Here is a 19,708-nt window from a genome sequence, read left to right on the forward strand (position 1 = left end):
GTGAGTTCCCACAGGAGTCTCCGTATTCTGCCTACGCTATTGTTGTGCTCTGGTTATAGAAAGGATAGAACTCATGGAAATACATATGGTGGAGAATTCGATTGGTTGATTTCGGATTAGTGTTGTAGGGCATATCTTAACGAAGGCCGCCCACTTTCACTCCTGTGGGAATTGTTTGACCTGAAGATCCACTTTTTCGAGCGGTTTTGGCTCGAAAAAGTTAGCTGAAGGACAAACCCCACGGAAAGGGAAGTGGGCAGCCGGAGTGGCAGTTATGATCACGATATATGTCAAAATTACTTCATAGGTGACTGTGCATTTAATTTCGAACAAACAGTATTTTCACTACTTCGCAGTATATATCTACTGTGTAATATATCATTAAACCTGGACAGGTGATAGGGTAAATATATCTATTGAATGCAAAAAGAAGAGCCGATGAGATATCTCATCGGCCAAAAGAAAAAGGGGCTATCATTTTGTGAGAAAGCAATCTTTGCAGCATTGCTCAATTTGGAACACTTTAAATATAGCAAATAAATGAAAAGCTGGTGTTAAGTATCAGTTAAGATCGTGTAAAGTTTTTCCTGAATCTATGATAAATCGTTATAATGTTAGATAATAGTTTTGAGGAGGAGTTAACATGAAGTCAGTTTCGATTTGTGTAACAAGTGATGTGCATGGTCATATCATGCCAACGAATTATCGCAACAATCAAGAAGAACAGATTGGTTTAGCAAAAACGGCTAATATTTTGAAAGAAATAAGGGAGAGAAATGATACGATTTTAATAGATAATGGCGACTTTATTCAAGGAAGTCCATTCACCTATTATTTTGCCAAAAAGCAAGCAGATCAGCCTAGTCCAATGATTAAGGTTGCCAACCAACTAAACTATGATCTAGCAGTAATCGGTAATCATGAATTTAATTATGGACAGCCATACTTACAAAAAGCAGTTGCAGCGTCTGATTTTCCCTGGCTCTCTGCTAATATAGTAGATAATGTAACGAATCATCCTTTTTTAGGTAAGCCTTATATCATCAAAGAAATAGCAGGGATACGCATTGCTATATTAGGATTAACCACACATTACATACCAAATTGGGAGGACCCCAATCATATAAAAAACCTTGCTTTTGAAGATGCCTGTCAGTCTGCAAAAAAATGGGTAGCAAAAATTCGTGAAAAAGAAGTACCAGATGTGATGGTGGTCAGCTATCACGGTGGATTGGAACGTGATCCCCAAACAGGTGAACCGACCGAAGATCTTACAGGAGAAAACCAAGGTTATCAAATCTGCAAGGAAGTAGAAGGAATTGATATCTGTATTACAGGTCATCAGCATCGCTTTCTAACAGAAAATATTAATGGAGTAACAGTTGTTCAACCTGGCAATAATGGTCAAGCGATCGTAGAGATAAGACTAGAATTCGATCAAACGATCCAATCCATTACTACTACTCTGCATCGTGTAGATGAACAGACAAAAGTAGATCACCAAGTGGAAAACAGTATACGGGAAGAAGAAAAACAGGTTCAAGCCTTCTTAGATCAAACCATTACAACAGTGAAGGGTGATATGGAAATAAGCGATCCGATGAATGTACGGTTACATGGTCATCCTTTTATTAACTATATTAATCAATTGCAAATGGATGTAGCGGAGGTGGATATTTCGTGTACGGCATTATTTCACGATCAGTCACCAGGATTTCCTCAACAAATAACAATGAGAGATATTGTATCTAATTATATTTATCCTAATACACTAAAAGTACTGAAATTAACAGGACAAGATATAAAAGACGCATTAGAAAAATCCGCTAGTTTCTTTCAAGTGGAAAACAATGAAATAGAGATTAATCCAACGTATTTGAAACCAAAACCACAACCATATAATTATGATATGTGGCAAGGTATTTACTACGAAATCAAGCTATCGAATTCAATTGGTGAACGAGTGATAAGGTTGGAATATCAAGGTGAGCCACTTGATTTAAATCAAGCATTTCAAGTCGTTATGAACAATTATCGTGCAAGTGGTGGCGGAGACTATCATATGTTTAAAAACAAAGAAGTGGTGAAAGATATCCCGATAGATATGACAGAATTGATTGCTGATGACCTTTTGAAAAGGGATGAACTTGTTCCTGATTCATCTAGTTATTTTCGTATAATTGAATAATGATAGACTAAAAAAATAGTATAAAGATAGAAAAATATTACGAATTGACGTATAAAACACTTCATTGTTGCCCCATAATGACAAATGTGACAAGCATTTGTAACATCGTAATTTTTGTTACAGACTCTTAAATTCACTGTAACCACAAAGGGTATTTCGATGTGTTATATTGGTGCTTGTCAACATTGAAAGGAGGCAACTATGATGCGAAGGTTTTTAGTGTCAGTAGGTTTTGTTACAACTAGCTTCTTTTTTGTGCTACCAATTTCGGCAGCAGAATATGAGGTAGAAAAAGGAGATAGTTTGTGGGACATTGCACAAGAACATAACACAACAGTTGCGGATTTAAAGGAGATTAACGAGCTAGATTCAGACTTAATTCTTCCAAAACAAATTTTAGAGATAGATAGAGAAATTACTTACACGGTTGAAAGAGGTGATTCATTAAGTCAAATCGCTCATGATTATGATGTAACGGTTAGCGATTTAAAAGAATGGAATAACCTCGAAACAGATTTAATAATTATTGATGAAAAATTAATCATCAAGGATGTAAACAAAGAACAGTCTGAACCACAACAAGAAGAGGAAACAAAGGAAGTAAACCAGACAGAAGAAACACCAGAAGCTACAGAGCCAAAGATTGAAAAACAAGCGAATACAGCAAATGAAGAATCATCTGAAGACCAAACTGGTGAAACTATCTCAGTATCAGCAACTGCATATACTGCAGAATGTGATGGCTGTTCAGGTGTCACTGCTACAGGGATTGATTTATTAGAAAATCCTAACATGAAAGTAATTGCAGTAGACCCTAGCGTTATCCCACTTGGAACTAGAGTACATGTGGAAGGTTACGGAGAAGCAATCGCCGGGGATACTGGTGGAGCAATTAAAGGGAATAAAATCGACATTCATGTTCCAACAAAAGACGAAGCCTATGACTGGGGCGTCCGCACAGTAGACGTCACTATATTAGACTAGTAAAGTAAGTAGAAACTCTCTCGTTTTGTGCGAGGGAGTTTTTTTGTTGCTAGGAAAGTTTATAATTCGTGGTACCATCGTTGTTGAACTATGATAAGCGAAACTTGAGAATAACCCAAGTTGTTAGGTTTTGGGTATGTTGTAGAGCAGAGCTTAGTGTGGGCCGCCCACTTCCACTCCTGTGGGAATTGTTTGCCCTGAAGATCCACTTTTTCGAGCGATTTTAGCTCAGTTTTTCTAACGAATTTGCACAAAAACAAATAAACTCAAAAAAAATTAAAAAAAATCACAGATTAAGAGTTGCTATTTCAAAGTAAATATCTTATAATTTTAACAACGTTGTTATTATAAAACTGCAAGCGATTACAAAAATAACATTGGGAGTGTGCGAAGTGAAGAAAAAATATGTTTTAGTTGGAACTGGTGGCCGTGCAGAGTTTTTCTATGGAGCAATGGTGCGTGATTTTCAGGAAACGTGTGAACTAGTTGCTTTTTGTGATACCAATCAAACACGATTAAATTATGCTAATAAACTATTAAAAGACAAATATGGAGTCTCAGAAATCAATACGTATACAGCAGATCAATTTGATGAAATGATTGCAACGGAAAAACCAGACATTGTCATTGTAACTTCAATGGACAGAACACATCATCGATATATCATTCGTGCAATGGAATTAGGCTGTGATGCAATTACAGAAAAACCGATGACAGTCGATGCAGAGAAGACACAAGCAATTATTGATGCAATTGAACGAACAGGTCAAAATGTTCGCGTTACATTCAATTATCGTTATGCACCACATAATACGAAGATCCGTGAGTTAATTCGCGATGGTGCAATTGGTCAAGTAAATTCGGTCCACTTTGAATGGGCTTTGGATACACAGCATGGAGCAGATTATTTCCGTCGTTGGCATCGTGATAAACGTAATAGTGGTGGACTACTTGTTCATAAGTCAACACATCATTTTGATCTAGTTAATTTCTGGCTCAACACGGAACCAGATGTAGTTTATGCAACAGGTGGACTTCGTTTCTACGGAAAAGAAAATGCCGAAGAACGTGGTGTGACAAGATTCTATGAACGAGCACATGGCAGTGAGTATGCCAAAGATGATCCATTTGCAATTGATTTAGAATCCAATGAACATTTGAAATCGATGTATTTAGATGCTGAAAAAGAAGACGGATATCATCGTGATCAGAGTGTGTTTGGTGATGGAATTAACATTGAAGATACCTTAGGAGTAAATGTGACATATAAAAACAAATCGATTTTAACGTATTCTTTAAATGCATACTTACCATGGGAAGGTTTTCAGATTGCTTTTAATGGTACAGAAGGGCGAATTGAAGTACAGGTGCGTGAGCAATCTTATATTAATTCAGGTGGTAATAAGAGTGATGAAGGAAAATTGAGCGGTAAATCAATCCGAGTATTACCTATGTTTGGCGAACCATATGAAGTAGAAGTGGAAGAAAAAGAAGGTGGCCATGGCGGTGGCGATCCGGAATTGTTAAATGATTTATTTGGGGTACCAAAAGAGGATGAATTTAACCGTGCTGCTTCACACATTGATGGCGCCATATCGATTTTAACTGGAATTGCTGGAAATAAATCGTTAGCAACAGGGCAAGCAGTAAAAGTGGATGATCTAGTAGACCTGAAAAGGAAGTAATAGACAAAAGGCTGTTGACGAAGTTTAGTCAACAGCCTTTTGTCTACAACATTGATCAAAGTCTCACTGTATATTTCTTCTATTGATCTTGCTCCATTTCAATTACATCATCATTTATAGACTGTTCGTTAGTTGAAAATCCAATCACACCGAAGCATGCGATTAATAGAAGAAATAACACTACTAATAATTTTCTCATTTGTTATCCCTCCTAATTTGTAAATCCAACTTATATTGTATATGATAATCGGTATAATAACTATGTAATTTCTGTGGAAAAACGTACAAAATTATGAATGGAGGATAAAAATTGGTAAATAACCTGCAAGAGGCTGAAATTGCCCGGATAGAGAGTATAGGGGAAGGGTCACGGGTCTGTTTAGATTTAGTTGATCATCTTGCCCCGACTGAAGGAATATTGTTGGGAAATACAGGGCATGGCTACTTTTTTGTATTAGCGGAGAATCGGACAACCGATACCTACCCAGCCAGACCATTTCGTATAAATAGTGGAGCCATTCATCATTATGTTCTTAAAGAAGAGGAGAAGACGGCTTATTTAGCGGAACTGAAACCGGGTCATAACATTACGGTATATAATGAAAATGGCGAAACGCGGAAAATAGCCATTGGCCGCGTGAAAATAGAAAAACGCCCTCTTATGCGTGTGGTAGCAAAAGTTGGCGATACAGAGATTTCAGCGACACTCCAAGAGGCTGACAGTGTTCATGTATTAACTCCTGAACACAAGGAAAAACCAGCTATCACACTCCAAGAAGGTGAACGAATTTTAGTAAAACTTGATCAACCTGGTCGGCATCTTGGCGAGAAAATAGAAGAAGAGATAATCGAATTTTAATGTTGTGTAAATTTTCCGAAAACTCAAAAGAAAGTTGTTGACAAAATATCAAGAGCATACTATGATAGTATCAACATTTAAAAACGTGATGGCATTGATGAAGAGAAGTAGCTTATACTCAAGCACTAAAGAGAGCTGATGGTAGGTGCAAATCAGTGTGCAAGGTAAGTGAATGGACTTCTGAGCCCCAAACCGAACGAGAATCTAGTAGGCTTTGGCGAGATACCCACTCGTTGCAAAAGGGTAGCGTTGATCAGACGTGATAAGTGAGCTGTATGTGCAGCTAATAAAGGTGGTACCACGGGTTTCCTCGTCCTTTTCGGATGTGGAAACCCTTTTTGTATTGCTGGAAAAGTAAAGTGACCAGTAATTGAGTTAAAACGTCCAGTAAAACCACAAAAGTGTCCAATAAAATATAGAAAATTGATGAGAAGGAAGAGTACAATGTTCCCGCTGTATGACAGAGAGCCGGAAATGCTGAGAATCCGGTATACACGGAAATTGGAATGGACCTTCGAGAGTGCCTTGGAAATGATAGTACAGGGCAACGGCTGATCCCCGTTAATGGATAATGAGCGGAAGGCTAGAAAATAGCCCTCAACAAAAGGTGGCACCGCGGTAATCAAACCGTCCTTATGCAGACTTATAAAGTTTGTATAAGGACGGTTTTTTATATTCGGATAATTAAACTTTTAAAAAAAGGAGTCGAACGAAATGGTTAACTATAAAAGCACGGAACTAAATGGAGATACGATCACACCGATCTCGATATTTAACAGAGTCAAAGGTAAAAAGAAATTTTTACTGGAGAGCTCCGGCAGCCACGATGAAAAAGGGAGATTTTCTTTCATCGGATTCAATCCATATAAAGAAATTATTGGATCAGAAACCAACACAACCGTTACGAACTATACCGATGGGACAACTGAAACGGTTCAGCAAAAGCCGTTAGAAGTAGTTAAAGCACATATTCCTAACGAAGAATTACCTTTATCATACGCCTTTTACAGTGGAGCAATCGGATATATCGGCTATGATGCGATTCGACAATATGAATACATTGGTGAGCTGTTAGATGATGAAATGGATATGCCAGATGTTCACATGATGTTTTACCAGGATGTTATGGTTTTTGACCATATGAAACAAAAAGTTACCATAATGACGGTCAATCTAGATGGTTCAAGAGATGATGACCAATTAGAGACCAACTTACATCAGCTGCAAGATCAAATCTTAACACCAGAACCGACCATGCCAGATGAAGAGTTGCTCGTTAGCTTCGAATCATCGATAGAAAAAGAAACATTTTTGAACATGGTCGAAACGGCAAAACAACATATTATGGACGGCGACATTTTCCAAGTAGTCTTATCACAACGGATGAAAGCAAGCTTCGATGCTGACCCGTTTACCTTTTATCGTAGGCTGAGAGTAGCCAATCCATCGCCTTATATGTATTTTATCGATTTTGATGATTATATTGTGCTTGGAGCCTCACCAGAGAGCTTAATAAAAACAACCGGACGAAATGTTGTTACCAATCCGATAGCTGGTACAAGACCAAGAGGAAAAAAAGCGACAGAGGATCAGCAATTAGCAACGGAATTATTAGCAGATGACAAAGAATTAGCAGAACACAAAATGCTAGTGGATTTAAGTCGCAATGACCTTGGACGTGTTTGTGAAGTTGGTTCGATTACAATACCGAAATATATGGTGATTGAACGTTATCAACATGTTATGCACATTGTCTCTGAAGTGCATGGTGAATTAACACAAGATTACACTGGTTTAGATGCACTTGTATCGACACTTCCGGCAGGAACGGTTTCAGGGGCACCGAAAATTCGCGCTATGCAAATTATTAATGATCTCGAAGACAAAAAGCGAGGCGTCTATGCAGGGGCTGTCGGTTACATCAATATGAATGGTGATCTCGATTTAGCGTTAGCAATTCGTACGATGGTGATTAAAGGAAATCAGGCGTATGTGCAAGCAGGAGCGGGGATCGTTTACGATTCTGATCCACAATCGGAATACCAGGAAACGTTAAATAAAGCAAAATCGCTATTGGAGGTTAGTAAAAAATGATTTTATTAATCGATAACTATGATTCTTTTACCTATAACTTATTTCAATATATCTCAGAGCTTGGCAAAGAAGTGAAAGTTGTCCGAAATGACAAAATGACCATCGAGGAAATCAGACAGTTAAAGCCGGAAGCGATTATTTTGTCACCTGGACCGGGGATTCCAGAAGAAGCTGGAATTTGTATCGATATTGTCAAAACCCTATCGAGCGAGTTTCCGATTTTAGGAATATGTCTTGGGCATCAGGCAATTGGTGCCGCATATGGAGCAACTGTTACACATGCTGGACAGATCAAACATGGTAAAACCTCGATGATTCGTCATCAAAACGATGAAATTTTTAATTACTTGGAACAACCATTAGAGGTGATGCGTTATCACTCTCTTGTTATTGAAAAAGATACACTTCCTAATCAGTTGTTAGTAACGGCAACCGCAATGGATGATCAGGAAATCATGGCGGTGAAGCATACCTACTTACCTGTTTATGGTTTGCAATTTCACCCTGAATCAATTGGAACAGGAAAAGGTAAGCAATTACTGAACAATTTCTTTGAATCGATCAGAAAGGGGCAAAAAGCGTGAAAACATATTTAAAAAAAGTGATGGAAAAAGAAGATTTGACATTAATAGAAATGGAAGAGGCTGCAAGGTATATTTTTTCAGAAGAAACAAGTGATATTGCGATTGGCGCCTTTCTATCAGCGCTAAAGACAAAAGGAGAAACTGTCGAGGAAATTACAGGATTAGTAAACGTATTGTTAGAAATTTCACCACTTGCCTTGCCAGATGAACTGACAGATGCAATGGATAACTGTGGTACAGGAGGAGATGGTTCGCAAAGCTTTAATATCAGTACAACTTCTGCTTTTGTTATCGCAGGTGCAGGTATTACCGTAGCAAAACATGGTAATCGTAGTATTTCAAGTAAAACAGGAAGTGCAGATGTTTTGGAGCATCTAGGTGTACCATTAGAATTTACAAGACCAGAAACATATGAGATCTTAAAACAAAATGGTATTGCTTTCTTATTTGCACCAAATGTACATCCAGCAATGAAGCGTGCAATGAAAGTAAGAAGAGAATTAGGCGTGCCGACCATCTTTAATGTGATTGGACCATTAACGAACCCTGTAAAACTAACTTCGCAATTGATGGGAACTTATCGTCGTGATTCACTAGAAAAAATGGCAGCTGTCCTGCATAAATTAGGGCGCAGGCGAGCATTGATTGTCAATGGTGCTGGTTATATGGATGAAGCATCTTTAGCAGGTGAGAATCATTTGGTATTATTAGATCGAGGCGAAATTATGAAATTCACCCTGAAACCAGAAGCAGTGAACTTGCCAATTGTTGAAAATCATTTAATCAGAGGTGGCGATGCGAAAGAAAATGCAGAGATTTTGCGAAGTGTATTAGAAGGGAGAAAAGGGCCACATCGAGACACGGTTTTATTAAATGCAGGATTAGGCATTTTCGCTAATGGCAAAGCAGACACGGTGCAGCAGGGGGTAGAATTAGCACGTGAGTCGATTGATTCTGGTGCTGCATTAGCGAAATTAGAGAATCTGATTACGATAAGCAATAAGATGAAACAAGAGGTGTAACATGACTATTTTAGATAAGATTTTAGCAGAAAAGGAAAAGGAAGTAGCAGATCTAAAAGAAAGCTATCAGCCCGGACAGATCCAAGCAAAACGAGTGAATGTTTCCTTATATGATACGTTTATGCACGCAGACAAAATGAGTATTATAGCTGAAATGAAACGTGCATCTCCGTCTAAAGGATTGATCAATGATGGGGTCGAACCTAGTGCGCAAGGTCGTATTTATGAAACGTGTGGGGCAGGTGCGATCTCGGTATTAACCGATACTCCTTTTTTCCAAGGAACGATGGAAGATATGCAAGAAGTTAGAGAAGTGGTTGATATTCCGGTCTTAAACAAGGACTTTATTATTGATGAAATCCAAATTGACCGAGCTTATGATGCCGGTGCAAATTTGATTTTATTAATCGCAGCAGCGCTTCCAGAACAAAGACTAGCGCAATTATATCAATATGCGAGTGAGAAAGGGCTGGAAATATTATTCGAGGTACACAACGAAACAGAATTAGCAGTTGCTCAAAGAATCAGTGCTCAGATTATCGGGATTAACAACCGTGATTTGAAAACATTTGAAGTCGATCTTGCCACAACCGAGAGACTGGCAGAAAAAATCGATACAACGAAGACGTTATTAATCAGTGAAAGTGGCATGAAGGAAAAATCAGATGTAGAACGCGTGCAAAAAGTTGGTGCTAAAGGAATTTTAGTCGGTGAAACAATGATGCGTTCTGTCAATTTAAAAGAAACATTCGATAGTTTACGAGTACCGTTAGGAGAATAAATATGGTTCAAGTAAAAATTTGCGGGTTACAAAATAAACAGGCAATTCAAACTGCTGCAGAAGCAGGTGCAGATTTTATCGGATTTGTTTTTGCTAAAAGTAAACGAAGAGTGACGAAAGAACAGGCAGCAAATTTAGCACAATTTGTTCCATCCGATGTGAAGAAAGTCGGTGTTTTTGTTAATGAAGAAATCAAGGTGATTCGGGAAATTGCTCAAGTTGTCGGTTTGGATTATGTGCAATTACACGGGGATGAGTCGCCAGTTTTTTGTCAGGAAATTGGCTTACCGGTAATTAAGGCATTTGAGGTTCGTGGGGAGAGTGACCTAAATAAAATCGGTTCTTATGACTGTGCGTACTATTTACTGGATAGCCCGAGCGGTAAATACCGTGGTGGCTCAGGTGAAACATTCGACTGGCAGGTAGCAAAAGAGTTTGACTTTTTAAATAAAAAGATCTTGCTTGCAGGTGGTCTTAAAGTCGAAAACATTGAAGAAGCGATCGCAGAAGTGGCTCCTGCCGGTGTTGATGTTTCCAGTGGGGTCGAAACAAGTGGCGAAAAGGATTTAGAGAAAATAAAAGCATTTATAGATGTAGCAAAGAAAGGTGATGGAAATGGCAAACTATCAGGCACCAAATGAAACAGGTCATTATGGCGAATACGGTGGTCGTTTTGTACCGGAAACGTTAATGCCAGCCGTTTTAGAGGTGGAAAAAGCATATCAAGAAGCTATTAAAGATGAGCGATTTTTAGAAGAATTCGATTATTATTTAAAAGAATATGTTGGAAGAGAAACGCCATTATATTATGCAGAGCGTTTTTCCAAAAAATTAGGTGGCCCCAAAATTTACTTGAAGCGGGAAGACTTAAATCATACTGGTGCTCACAAAATTAATAATGCATTAGGTCAGGCGCTTTTAACATTACGAATGGGTAAGAAAAAAGTTGTTGCAGAAACAGGTGCTGGCCAACATGGTGTAGCAACGGCTACGGTATGTGCATTGCTTGGTTTAGAATGTATCATTTTTATGGGGAAAGAAGACGTAAGGCGTCAAAAGCTTAATGTTTTTCGTATGGAGTTATTAGGTGCTCGCGTGGAAAGTGTTGATCAAGGAAGAGGTACCTTAAAGGATGCTGTCAATGAAGCATTGCGCTACTGGGTAAGTAATGTGGAAGATACTCATTACATCATCGGTTCGGTAATAGGACCACATCCATTTCCACAAATCGTTCGTGATTTTCAAAGTATGATTGGAACCGAAACGAAAAAACAAGTGAAAGAAAAGGAAGATCGCCTACCAGACGCGGTAGTTGCCTGTATCGGTGGCGGCAGTAACTCAATGGGCATGTTCTTTCCATTTGTTGAGGATGAAGAAGTCAAGCTTTATGGAGTAGAAGCTGGTGGAAAAGGTGTCGATACTGATCAACATGCTGTTACATTAAATTATGGCAAAAAAGGCATCTTACACGGTACAATGACTTATTTATTACAAGACGAGAATGGACAGATTCAAGAAGCACATTCGATTTCAGCTGGTCTCGATTATCCTGGAGTAGGCCCAGAGCATAGTCACTTACGCGATATTGGTCGTGTCAACTATGTGAATATTACCGACGAAGAAGCGCTGGAGGGATTACAAGAATTATCGAAAACAGAAGGAATTATTCCAGCCTTAGAAAGTTCTCATGCCGTTGCATATGCAATGAAACTGGCAAAGGAAATGAACGAAGATGAGGTTATAGTAATTTGTTTATCAGGCCGTGGTGATAAAGATGTGGAAACAGTCAGAGATGCATTAGGTGGTGAAGTAAATGGGTAAAGCAAAAATAGATCAAGCGTTTAATAACGTATTAGAACGCGGAGACAAAGCCTTTGTACCATATATTATGGCGGGTGATGGTGACGGCTTAGATCAACTGGATGAGCAATTAGCCTTTTTAGAAGAAGCAGGTGCAACGGTCGTGGAATTAGGAATAGCCTTTTCCGATCCAGTAGCAGATGGCCCAACAATTCAAGAATCGGGCCTTCGTGCATTAGCAAATGGTGTATCACTAAATGCAGTGCTGAAAAAATTGAAAGATGGAAAAGATAAGCGGAAGATTCCCGTTGTACTGATGACATATATTAATCCGATTCATGCTTATGGCGTGGATAACTTTGCAAAATCTTGTGCAGAATCAGGAGTGGACGGCTTAATTATTCCTGATTTACCTTTAGAAGAAGAAGGAATCATTGTACCAGCTTTACTGGAAAACGACATTGCTCTTATTCGCTTAGCAGCATTAACAAGTACAGAAGAACGCTTAGCGGAAATCGCTAAACGTACGGAAGGCTTTCTTTATGCAGTAACAGTAACTGGAACTACCGGTGTGCGATCTTCCTTCAAAGACAATCTCGGAGCACATTTAGAGTCATTACGAGCAAAAAGTAATGCTCCCGTTCTCGCAGGATTCGGTGTATCCAGTCCTGAGCATGTGCGTTCATTAACAGAGCATTGTGATGGAGTCGTAGTCGGAAGTAAAATTGTTGATTCGTTATATAAAAATGACCGAGCTGCGATCCGGGAATTAATCAATTCCGCTCGCCTATCAAAGCAGTAATCCTGAAAAAAGCGCTTGAGGTGCCAGCACCCCAAGCGCTTTTTTCAGTTGCAAATAAACTCCCGAAGCCCTCGAAAGATTATCAATAAAGTAAAAAAATTGTAAGCACAAATTTTTCATCTCAGCCCAACTAGTTATTTAGTTCCTATTATTTTAGTTAGTGCATTCATTAAGCGTACTGACATGAAAAAGGAAAAAATTTAGTTAAATCTAAAAAAAGGATATGTTTTCATAAAAAAAGTGAATTCACACACTTTGTATATAGTGGCATACTGTAAATAAGTTCTATTGCAATAGATCGGAAACATGTACGAACAAGGTTTTAAATAACTTGTTTATATTTTAATTAGATATTGTAAGCGATATCATAAAGGTTTTTATTGAATGAAGGAGGCGGTGGATTTTTATTGGTAGGCTGCTTTATCTCATGCTGATAAAGCAGATATTCATTAGTTATCAACCACAATCTTTTACACTTTTTCTAGCAATTTAGTTTAATTTTAAAAAAGTGTGCGTACCAATTTGTTTATAGTAAAAAATAAAACGAATTAGGGGGAGTTAGGTGTGAAGAACAAAGTCCTACTATTTATCACAATTTGTTTAGTGTTGTTGTTGGCAGCATGTAGTGATGACGAAACAAGTAATGAGCCAAAAGAAACTGAAGATGGAAAAGTTGTTTTAACAGGGCTAATAACAAAGCATCCATTGACCAAAGACCTTGAAGACATGGAATGGCTAGCAGAAGTAGAAGAACGAGCAGGTGTAGAAATCCAATGGGAAGAAGTTACCGCTGACTGGGATCAAAAGAAAGGTGCCATGTTAGCAGGTGGTGATATTCCTGATATTATTGTAGGGCCTAATGCGATCACAGATGCAGACTTTGCACAGTTCCCAGGTTTATTTGAAGACTTAAAACCATTGATAGAAGAACATGGACCAAATATCCAAGCTATGTTTGAAGAGCAACCAGAAACGGAATTACTTTCAACACAAACCGATGGAGAAATTTATGGCTTATCCAAGTATCAACAGTTCTGGCCAGAAACAGCTACCATGCAATTTATTAATCAACAATGGCTAGACAATCTAGGGTTAGATACCCCGACGAATTGGGACGAATTGTTTGATGTATTAATGGCTTTTGAAGAAGAGGATGCCAATGGTAATGGTGACCCAAATGATGAGATTCCAATGGACTTTGCCCCAGTAGCTGAAACTGGATTTGGTTATTTCCATCCAACTGTGTTACTCGGCAGTATGGGAATGACAGTAACTGGTGGTGGTGGTCAAGGCTACTTCCTGGAAGACGGTGAAGTGAAAAACTTCTTTATCGATGAAAGATACAAAACATTCGTTTCCTTTTTAAATAAATTATATGAAAACGGTTTAATAAACGATGAAGCATTTACACAAGATTATTCACAATATCAGGCTTTAGCACGTGGTGAAGGTGAAGATGCCAAAATAGGTTATACATTTGGTTGGGAAAAAACAGACAGATTCGGTTTAGGTGTTTCAGACCAATACGAAACGTTTGATCCGATGAAAGTCTCGGCTGATTATGACGGTGAAGTAAGCTGGTCTTATGACTATAATGAATTAAACTTCGGTGTTAACTTTGTTCAAATGTCATCAGCGACAAGCAACAAAGAAGCAGCCATGAAGTTTATCAATGAACTATATGACCCTGAAGTCAGTCTGCAAGTATTATTCGGCTCTATAGGTCCTAATATTGAAAAGACTGGAGATAATTCCTATAAAATTCTCGAACCTCAGGATGAAGAAATGGATCCGGGTACTTGGAAATGGACTTCTACTTGGGCAGATAATGGTCCCATGTTCATCTCCGATCAATTAGATGTTGAATTACCTGTAGATATGAAGGCAGTAGATGAACAACAAGCACCATTTAATGATGTATTTGAATCACTGGATCGTGAAAATGATGTGTTCCCGGGAATGATGCTGAAATATTCCGAAGAGGACCATAACCAAATGACGCTTGTTAATACAGACTTTATGAATATTGCCATCTCCAAGTTTGGCGAGTGGATCACCTCAGGTGGTATTGAAGATGAATGGGATAGTTATGTGCAACAAGTAGAGCAGATGGGTTTACCATCGAATATTGAGATTATCCAAGGTTACTATGATGATTACAAGGAGCAATTAAACTAGAAAACTAGAAGGAGAGATATTGGCTGCAGCTAATATCTCTCTAAAAAAAGGAGAGTCATATCATGGCCTTGATCCAAGGAACGAATACGGAAACTTTGCCTAAGGCGAAAAAAGCAACCATTCTTAATACGTTAAGAAGAGATTACCAATTATGGCTAATGATTCTACCTGCAATCATCTGTGTAATTATATTTAACTATATTCCGATGTATGGCATTCAATTAGCATTTCGGGAATATGATTTCACGGCTGGTTTGACGGGTGGAGAATGGGCAGGATTTAAATATTTTGAACAATTCATTAATAGTCATCTTTTTTGGGATCTGATCCGTAATACGTTACTCATCAGTATCACAACGATTGTTGTTGGTTTTCCGGCACCAATTGCCCTCGCTCTTTTAGTAAACCAAATCAGATGGAAAAGAGGAAAACGAATTTTACAAACAACTGTTTATTTACCTCACTTCATTTCTATCGTTGTTTTAGTTGGTTTACTAAACGTTATGTTATCGCCAAATACTGGGGTTATCGGTTTATTGTTGGCAAAACTAGGTGTGGAAGGCAATCTGTTAGCGTCTGTAAAAGCATTTGTTCCTATCTATGTATTATCAGATGTGTGGCAGCATGTCGGATGGAACAGTATTATTTATCTGGCCGCATTGGCTGCTGTTGATCCACAGCTGTATGATGCAGCCAAAATTGATGGAGCGAATAAATGGCAAATCATTAGAAATGTAGAGATACCGGCTATTATTCCGACCATCATCATCTTATTAATACTAAACATGGGAACAGTTATCAGTACAGGATTTGAAAAAATATTCCTCATGCAAAATTCCCTTAACTTACCCATATCAGAAGTGATTGAAACGTATGTCTATAAAACTGGTATTGTATCCAATCAATTTAGCTATGCCGCTGCGATTGGTCTATTTAATACGATGATTAATTTTATGATGCTAGTTATTGTCAATACCATTGCAAAGAAAGTGGCTCGCATTAGTCTGTGGTAAGTTAGCTCAAATCAATTTGAAGGAGGAAGCGAAATGCCTTCTATCACAATGAATAGAATAAGAAATAAAAAACCAACTGATTTACTATTCGATGCTACCGTAGTGGCGATATGTATTTTAATATTTTTTATTGTAGCCTATCCGATTTATTTTATCGTGATTGCCTCGATTAGTGATCCTACTTATGTTTCAACCGGAAGAGTACTTTTTGTTCCAAAGGGTTTTAGTTTATTTGGATATGAACAAATTTTTTCCGATTCGAGAGTTTGGATTGGCTATCGCAATACATTGTTTTATGCTCTTTTTGGGACATTCGTTAATTTACTGTTAACTTTGCCGGCAGCATACGTGCTGTCCCGCCATGAGTTTAAAGCTCGAAGATTTTTGATGTTTTTCTTTATCTTCACGATGTTTTTTAATGGTGGGTTAATTCCTACCTATATGTTAATGAGAGATTTAAGTTTAATAGATACTCCATGGGTATTTATCTTTAATCCACTTACCGTGAATGTATTTAATTTAATTATTACAAGAACATTCTTTGAGAACAATATACCGCATGAAATGTTTGAAGCTGCTACAATGGATGGCTGCTCCCATTTTAAGTTTTTCTCATCGATCGTATTGCCATTGTCCAAAGCTGTAACTGCAGTAATCGGACTTTATTATCTAGTGTGGCACTGGAATGACTTTTTTACAGGGTTAATTTATATTCGTAATTATGATTTACAGCCATTGCAGATTGTGTTGCGAGATATACTTTTATCCAATCAAGTGTTTGCCGAAGGTGCAGGAAGCGGTGGAACCGGTGGAGGTTATGCACAACGTTATGCCGATCAGGTTAAATATGGTGTTATTATCGTATCCTCCCTACCTGTATTAATCCTGTATCCATTTATCCAGAAATATTTTGAGAAAGGTGTATTAATCGGTTCAGTGAAAGGATAAGTAAAAAGGACAGAACTGGAATCTCAGTTCTGTCCATTTAACTCGGTGTTGCAAAAAAAGAATAAGCCGTCCGCATTATAATATAAGCTAGTAAACTAACTCCTAAAGCAGGTATAAAACCTGGTACTAAATAATACAGGTAAAAAGTCGCCGCAATTAACACGAGCATTGCAATCGTATGCAGTGGCTTACCAATAACCAATATAGCAGAATATTTAATATATCCAAGTATGGAAAATTGGTAATGCACATAGATCGGGAAAATGAACACAGCAACAAGTGCGATAATAGCTAATAAAATATAGGTCATCACCATTAATGTAGAGTTTAATAGTGAACTGTCTAACTGGCCTAAGATTTGAATGTTAAACAGTAAAATAGCTGTGGCGATCGCGAGTATATACCCAAGGATATTAGATTTGATAAACTCCTGTTTGTAATAGTGAATAAATTCGCGAAAAAGCTTGATATCATCCTCTGATTTGATATCTTGCCTGATTGTTGCAAACAAGGCTGCGGTAGCTGGGAAAATTCCAACTATAAATAATCCGAGTACAGAAAAGATGAACCAATACAGATTTAACAGCAGAATCTTAAAAATCCATTCTCCAACCGTTATATAAACTGAAATACCTTTATTCATAGCAAGGAACCTCCCAATCTCATATATCTATCTATTAAGCATACACAAAAATATTAGAATGGTAAATTTCATAGGCGGAATTTAAAAGAAAAGATATAGATTCTAAAAATAAGATAAATAGGTTCAAAGACTTCGCAATAATTAAAGCGAATTTCGCAATAAAGCAGGCCGGATTCGCAATAATCAGAGTGGATTTCGCAATAAAGCAGGCCGGATTCGCAATAATCAGAGTGGATTTCGCAATAAAGCAGGCCGGATTCGCAATAATCAGAGTGGATTTCGCAATAAAGCAGGCCGAATTCGCAACAATCAGAGTGAATTTCGCAATAAAGCAGGTCCAATTCGCAATAATCAAGCAGGATTTCGCAATAAAGCAGGCCAAATTCGCAACAATCAAACGTAAATCAAAAGGCTACCTCTTAAAAAGAGATAGCCTAAATATTATGCATACATCGCACTAATTTCCTTTTGTAACTTCTGATCTGCCACATACTCATCATAGCTGATTTCTTTATCGACAATTCCTTTTGGTGTAATCTCGATCAGGCGATTGGCGATACTGTTAATGAACTGATGGTCATGTGATGTGAATAGAATTGAACCTTTAAACTTAATTAAGCCGTTGTTCAACGCAGTAATGGATTCTAGGTCTAAGTGGTTTGTCGGTTCATCCAATACCAGCACATTGGCATTCGATAACATCATTTTTGATAACATACAACGTACTTTTTCCCCACCAGATAAAACATTCGCTTTTTTCAGTGCTTCTTCTCCAGAGAATAACATACGGCCAAGGAATCCGCGTAAGAAAGTTTCAGTTTGATCTTCTGGTGAATATTGACGCAGCCATTCTACTAAGGTCATGTCATTGCCTTCGAAAAATGCTGAGTTATCTTTCGGGAAGTAAGACTGTGAAGTGGTAACACCCCAAGAATAGCTTCCTTCGTCAGGTTCCATTTCACCCATTAGGATATCAAATAATACGGTTTTAGCATTTTCATTTGGTCCGATGAAGGCCACTTTATCATATGGTTTTAATGTAAAACTTACATTATCTAATACCTTCACGCCGTCAATTGTTTTCGAGATACCCTCGACACGTAATAAATCATTGCCAATGTCACGACCAGGCTGGAAGGCTACATACGGATAACGACGGGAAGATGGTTTAATATCGTCCAGTGTAATGTTATCGAGCATTTTTTTACGAGAAGTTGCTTGCTTTGATTTCGACGCATTGGCACTAAAGCGAGCAATAAAGTTTTGCAATTCCTTAATTTTCTCTTCTTTTTTCTTGTTTTGATCCTTAGCCATTTGTAAGGCTAATTGACTGGATTCATACCAGAAATCATAGTTTCCGACGTACATTTCGATTTTGCCATAGTCGACATCAGCGATATGTGTACATACTTTATTTAAAAAGTGACGATCGTGGGATACAACAATAACGGTATTTTCAAAGTTAATTAAAAATTCTTCCAACCATTGAATCGCTTGAATATCCAAGTGGTTTGTCGGCTCATCTAATAATAAAATATCCGGATTACCGAACAGTGCTTGTGCCAACAATACTTTTACCTTTTCAGAACCTGTTAAATCTGCCATCTTTTTCGTGTGGAGGTCTTCACTAATACCAAGCCCTTTTAACAGAATAGCAGCATCTGATTCTGCTTCCCAACCGTTCATCTCGGCAAATTCGCCTTCCAATTCAGCAGCGCGCATACCGTCTTCTTCTGTGAATTCCCCTTTAGCATAAATAGCGTCTTTTTCTTGCATCACTTCATACAAGCGAGTGTGTCCCATGATAACAGTCTTTAACACTTCGTACTCTTCATAGGCGAAGTGATCCTGTTTTAACACAGCAAGGCGTTCATCTTTTCCAAGTGAAACGTGGCCAGTCTGTGGTTCGATCTCACCTGACAATATTTTAAGAAAAGTAGATTTACCAGCACCATTGGCACCGATCAAACCATAGCAATTTCCAGCAGTAAATTTAATATTGACGTCTTCAAATAACTTCTTATCACCAAAACGTAAACTTACATTAGTTGCTTGTAGCATACTCCATAATTCCTCCATTATCTCATATCATAAAGCAAGCTTAAGCGATTTGGGATAGGAAGTCAA

The 19,708-nt window shown here is 38.0% G+C and carries 16 protein-coding genes and 2 other annotated features; of the genes, 14 read left to right on the plus strand and 2 right to left on the minus strand.

From position 1 onward, the window contains the following. The first annotated feature begins 643 nt into the window (after positions 1 to 643). The 14 genes from J5J03_RS18485 to J5J03_RS18550 all read left to right on the plus strand — a co-directional run bounded on the left by J5J03_RS18485 (position 644) and on the right by J5J03_RS18550 (position 16,938). A complete protein-coding gene (locus J5J03_RS18485; protein ID WP_208591719.1) occupies positions 644 to 2,188 on the plus strand; it encodes a bifunctional metallophosphatase/5'-nucleotidase in 1,545 nt (514 codons plus the stop codon). A gap of 204 nt (positions 2,189 to 2,392) precedes the next feature. Further along, positions 2,393 to 3,172: a 3D domain-containing protein gene (locus J5J03_RS22195; protein WP_208591729.1), complete on the plus strand. Its 780-nt coding sequence runs from the start codon at positions 2,393 to 2,395 to the stop codon at positions 3,170 to 3,172. A 392-nt stretch (positions 3,173 to 3,564) separates the two neighbouring features. Beyond that, positions 3,565 to 4,857, plus strand: coding sequence for a Gfo/Idh/MocA family protein (locus tag J5J03_RS18495; RefSeq protein WP_208591731.1), 1,293 nt, complete (start codon positions 3,565 to 3,567; stop codon positions 4,855 to 4,857). A 310-nt stretch (positions 4,858 to 5,167) separates the two neighbouring features. Then, on the plus strand, positions 5,168 to 5,716 hold the full coding sequence (locus J5J03_RS18500) for a 3-dehydroquinate synthase II (RefSeq protein WP_208591733.1): 549 nt from the start codon (positions 5,168 to 5,170) through the stop codon (positions 5,714 to 5,716). Between the two features lie 85 nt (positions 5,717 to 5,801). Further along, positions 5,802 to 6,037: a binding site (T-box leader), on the plus strand. Positions 6,038 to 6,133: 96 nt separating this feature from the next. Next, positions 6,134 to 6,354, plus strand: a binding site (T-box leader). Positions 6,355 to 6,430: 76 nt separating this feature from the next. After that, a complete protein-coding gene (gene trpE, locus J5J03_RS18505; RefSeq protein ID WP_208591735.1) occupies positions 6,431 to 7,810 on the plus strand; it encodes an anthranilate synthase component I in 1,380 nt (459 codons plus the stop codon). After that, entirely contained in the window at positions 7,807 to 8,394 is a 588-nt protein-coding gene (locus J5J03_RS18510; protein ID WP_208591737.1) for an anthranilate synthase component II, read from the plus strand. Before trpE ends, J5J03_RS18510 begins: the two co-directional genes overlap by 4 nt. Then, entirely contained in the window at positions 8,391 to 9,416 is a 1,026-nt protein-coding gene (gene trpD / locus J5J03_RS18515) for an anthranilate phosphoribosyltransferase (protein ID WP_208591751.1), read from the plus strand. Before J5J03_RS18510 ends, trpD begins: the two co-directional genes overlap by 4 nt. Position 9,417: 1 nt before the next feature. Then, on the plus strand, positions 9,418 to 10,197 hold the full coding sequence (trpC, locus tag J5J03_RS18520) for an indole-3-glycerol phosphate synthase TrpC (protein ID WP_208591753.1): 780 nt from the start codon (positions 9,418 to 9,420) through the stop codon (positions 10,195 to 10,197). Positions 10,198 to 10,199: 2 nt separating this feature from the next. After that, complete coding sequence (locus J5J03_RS18525) at positions 10,200 to 10,838, plus strand: phosphoribosylanthranilate isomerase (RefSeq protein ID WP_208591755.1); 639 nt, start codon at positions 10,200 to 10,202, stop codon at positions 10,836 to 10,838. Then, the gene (gene trpB, locus J5J03_RS18530) at positions 10,813 to 12,018 is read left to right on the plus strand and encodes a tryptophan synthase subunit beta (protein WP_208591758.1); all 1,206 of its coding nucleotides are present in this window, start codon (positions 10,813 to 10,815) and stop codon (positions 12,016 to 12,018) included. Before J5J03_RS18525 ends, trpB begins: the two co-directional genes overlap by 26 nt. Continuing rightward, positions 12,011 to 12,799, plus strand: coding sequence for a tryptophan synthase subunit alpha (gene trpA / locus J5J03_RS18535; protein ID WP_208591760.1), 789 nt, complete (start codon positions 12,011 to 12,013; stop codon positions 12,797 to 12,799). The genes trpB and trpA overlap by 8 nt, the downstream gene beginning before the upstream one ends. 564 nt (positions 12,800 to 13,363) lie before the next feature. Beyond that, positions 13,364 to 14,977 carry an extracellular solute-binding protein gene (locus J5J03_RS18540; RefSeq protein WP_208591769.1) on the plus strand — a complete coding sequence of 538 codons (1,614 nt, stop codon included), beginning with the start codon at positions 13,364 to 13,366 and terminating at the stop codon, positions 14,975 to 14,977. A 62-nt stretch (positions 14,978 to 15,039) separates the two neighbouring features. Then, a complete protein-coding gene (locus J5J03_RS18545; RefSeq protein WP_208591771.1) occupies positions 15,040 to 15,990 on the plus strand; it encodes an ABC transporter permease in 951 nt (316 codons plus the stop codon). A gap of 33 nt (positions 15,991 to 16,023) precedes the next feature. Continuing rightward, positions 16,024 to 16,938, plus strand: coding sequence for a carbohydrate ABC transporter permease (locus tag J5J03_RS18550; protein ID WP_208591773.1), 915 nt, complete (start codon positions 16,024 to 16,026; stop codon positions 16,936 to 16,938). A gap of 37 nt (positions 16,939 to 16,975) precedes the next feature. Here the strand turns inward: J5J03_RS18550 and J5J03_RS18555 are convergent, their stop codons facing one another. Beyond that, positions 16,976 to 17,581 carry a YesL family protein gene (locus J5J03_RS18555; RefSeq protein ID WP_208591775.1) on the minus strand — a complete coding sequence of 202 codons (606 nt, stop codon included), beginning with the start codon at positions 17,579 to 17,581 and terminating at the stop codon, positions 16,976 to 16,978. A gap of 441 nt (positions 17,582 to 18,022) precedes the next feature. Further along, positions 18,023 to 19,642, minus strand: coding sequence for an ABC-F family ATP-binding cassette domain-containing protein (locus J5J03_RS18560; protein ID WP_208591784.1), 1,620 nt, complete (start codon positions 19,640 to 19,642; stop codon positions 18,023 to 18,025). Between the last annotated feature and the right edge of the window lie 66 nt (positions 19,643 to 19,708).

The organism is Gracilibacillus suaedae (assembly GCF_017599345.1).
Taxonomy (GTDB): domain Bacteria; phylum Bacillota; class Bacilli; order Bacillales; family Amphibacillaceae; genus Gracilibacillus; species Gracilibacillus suaedae.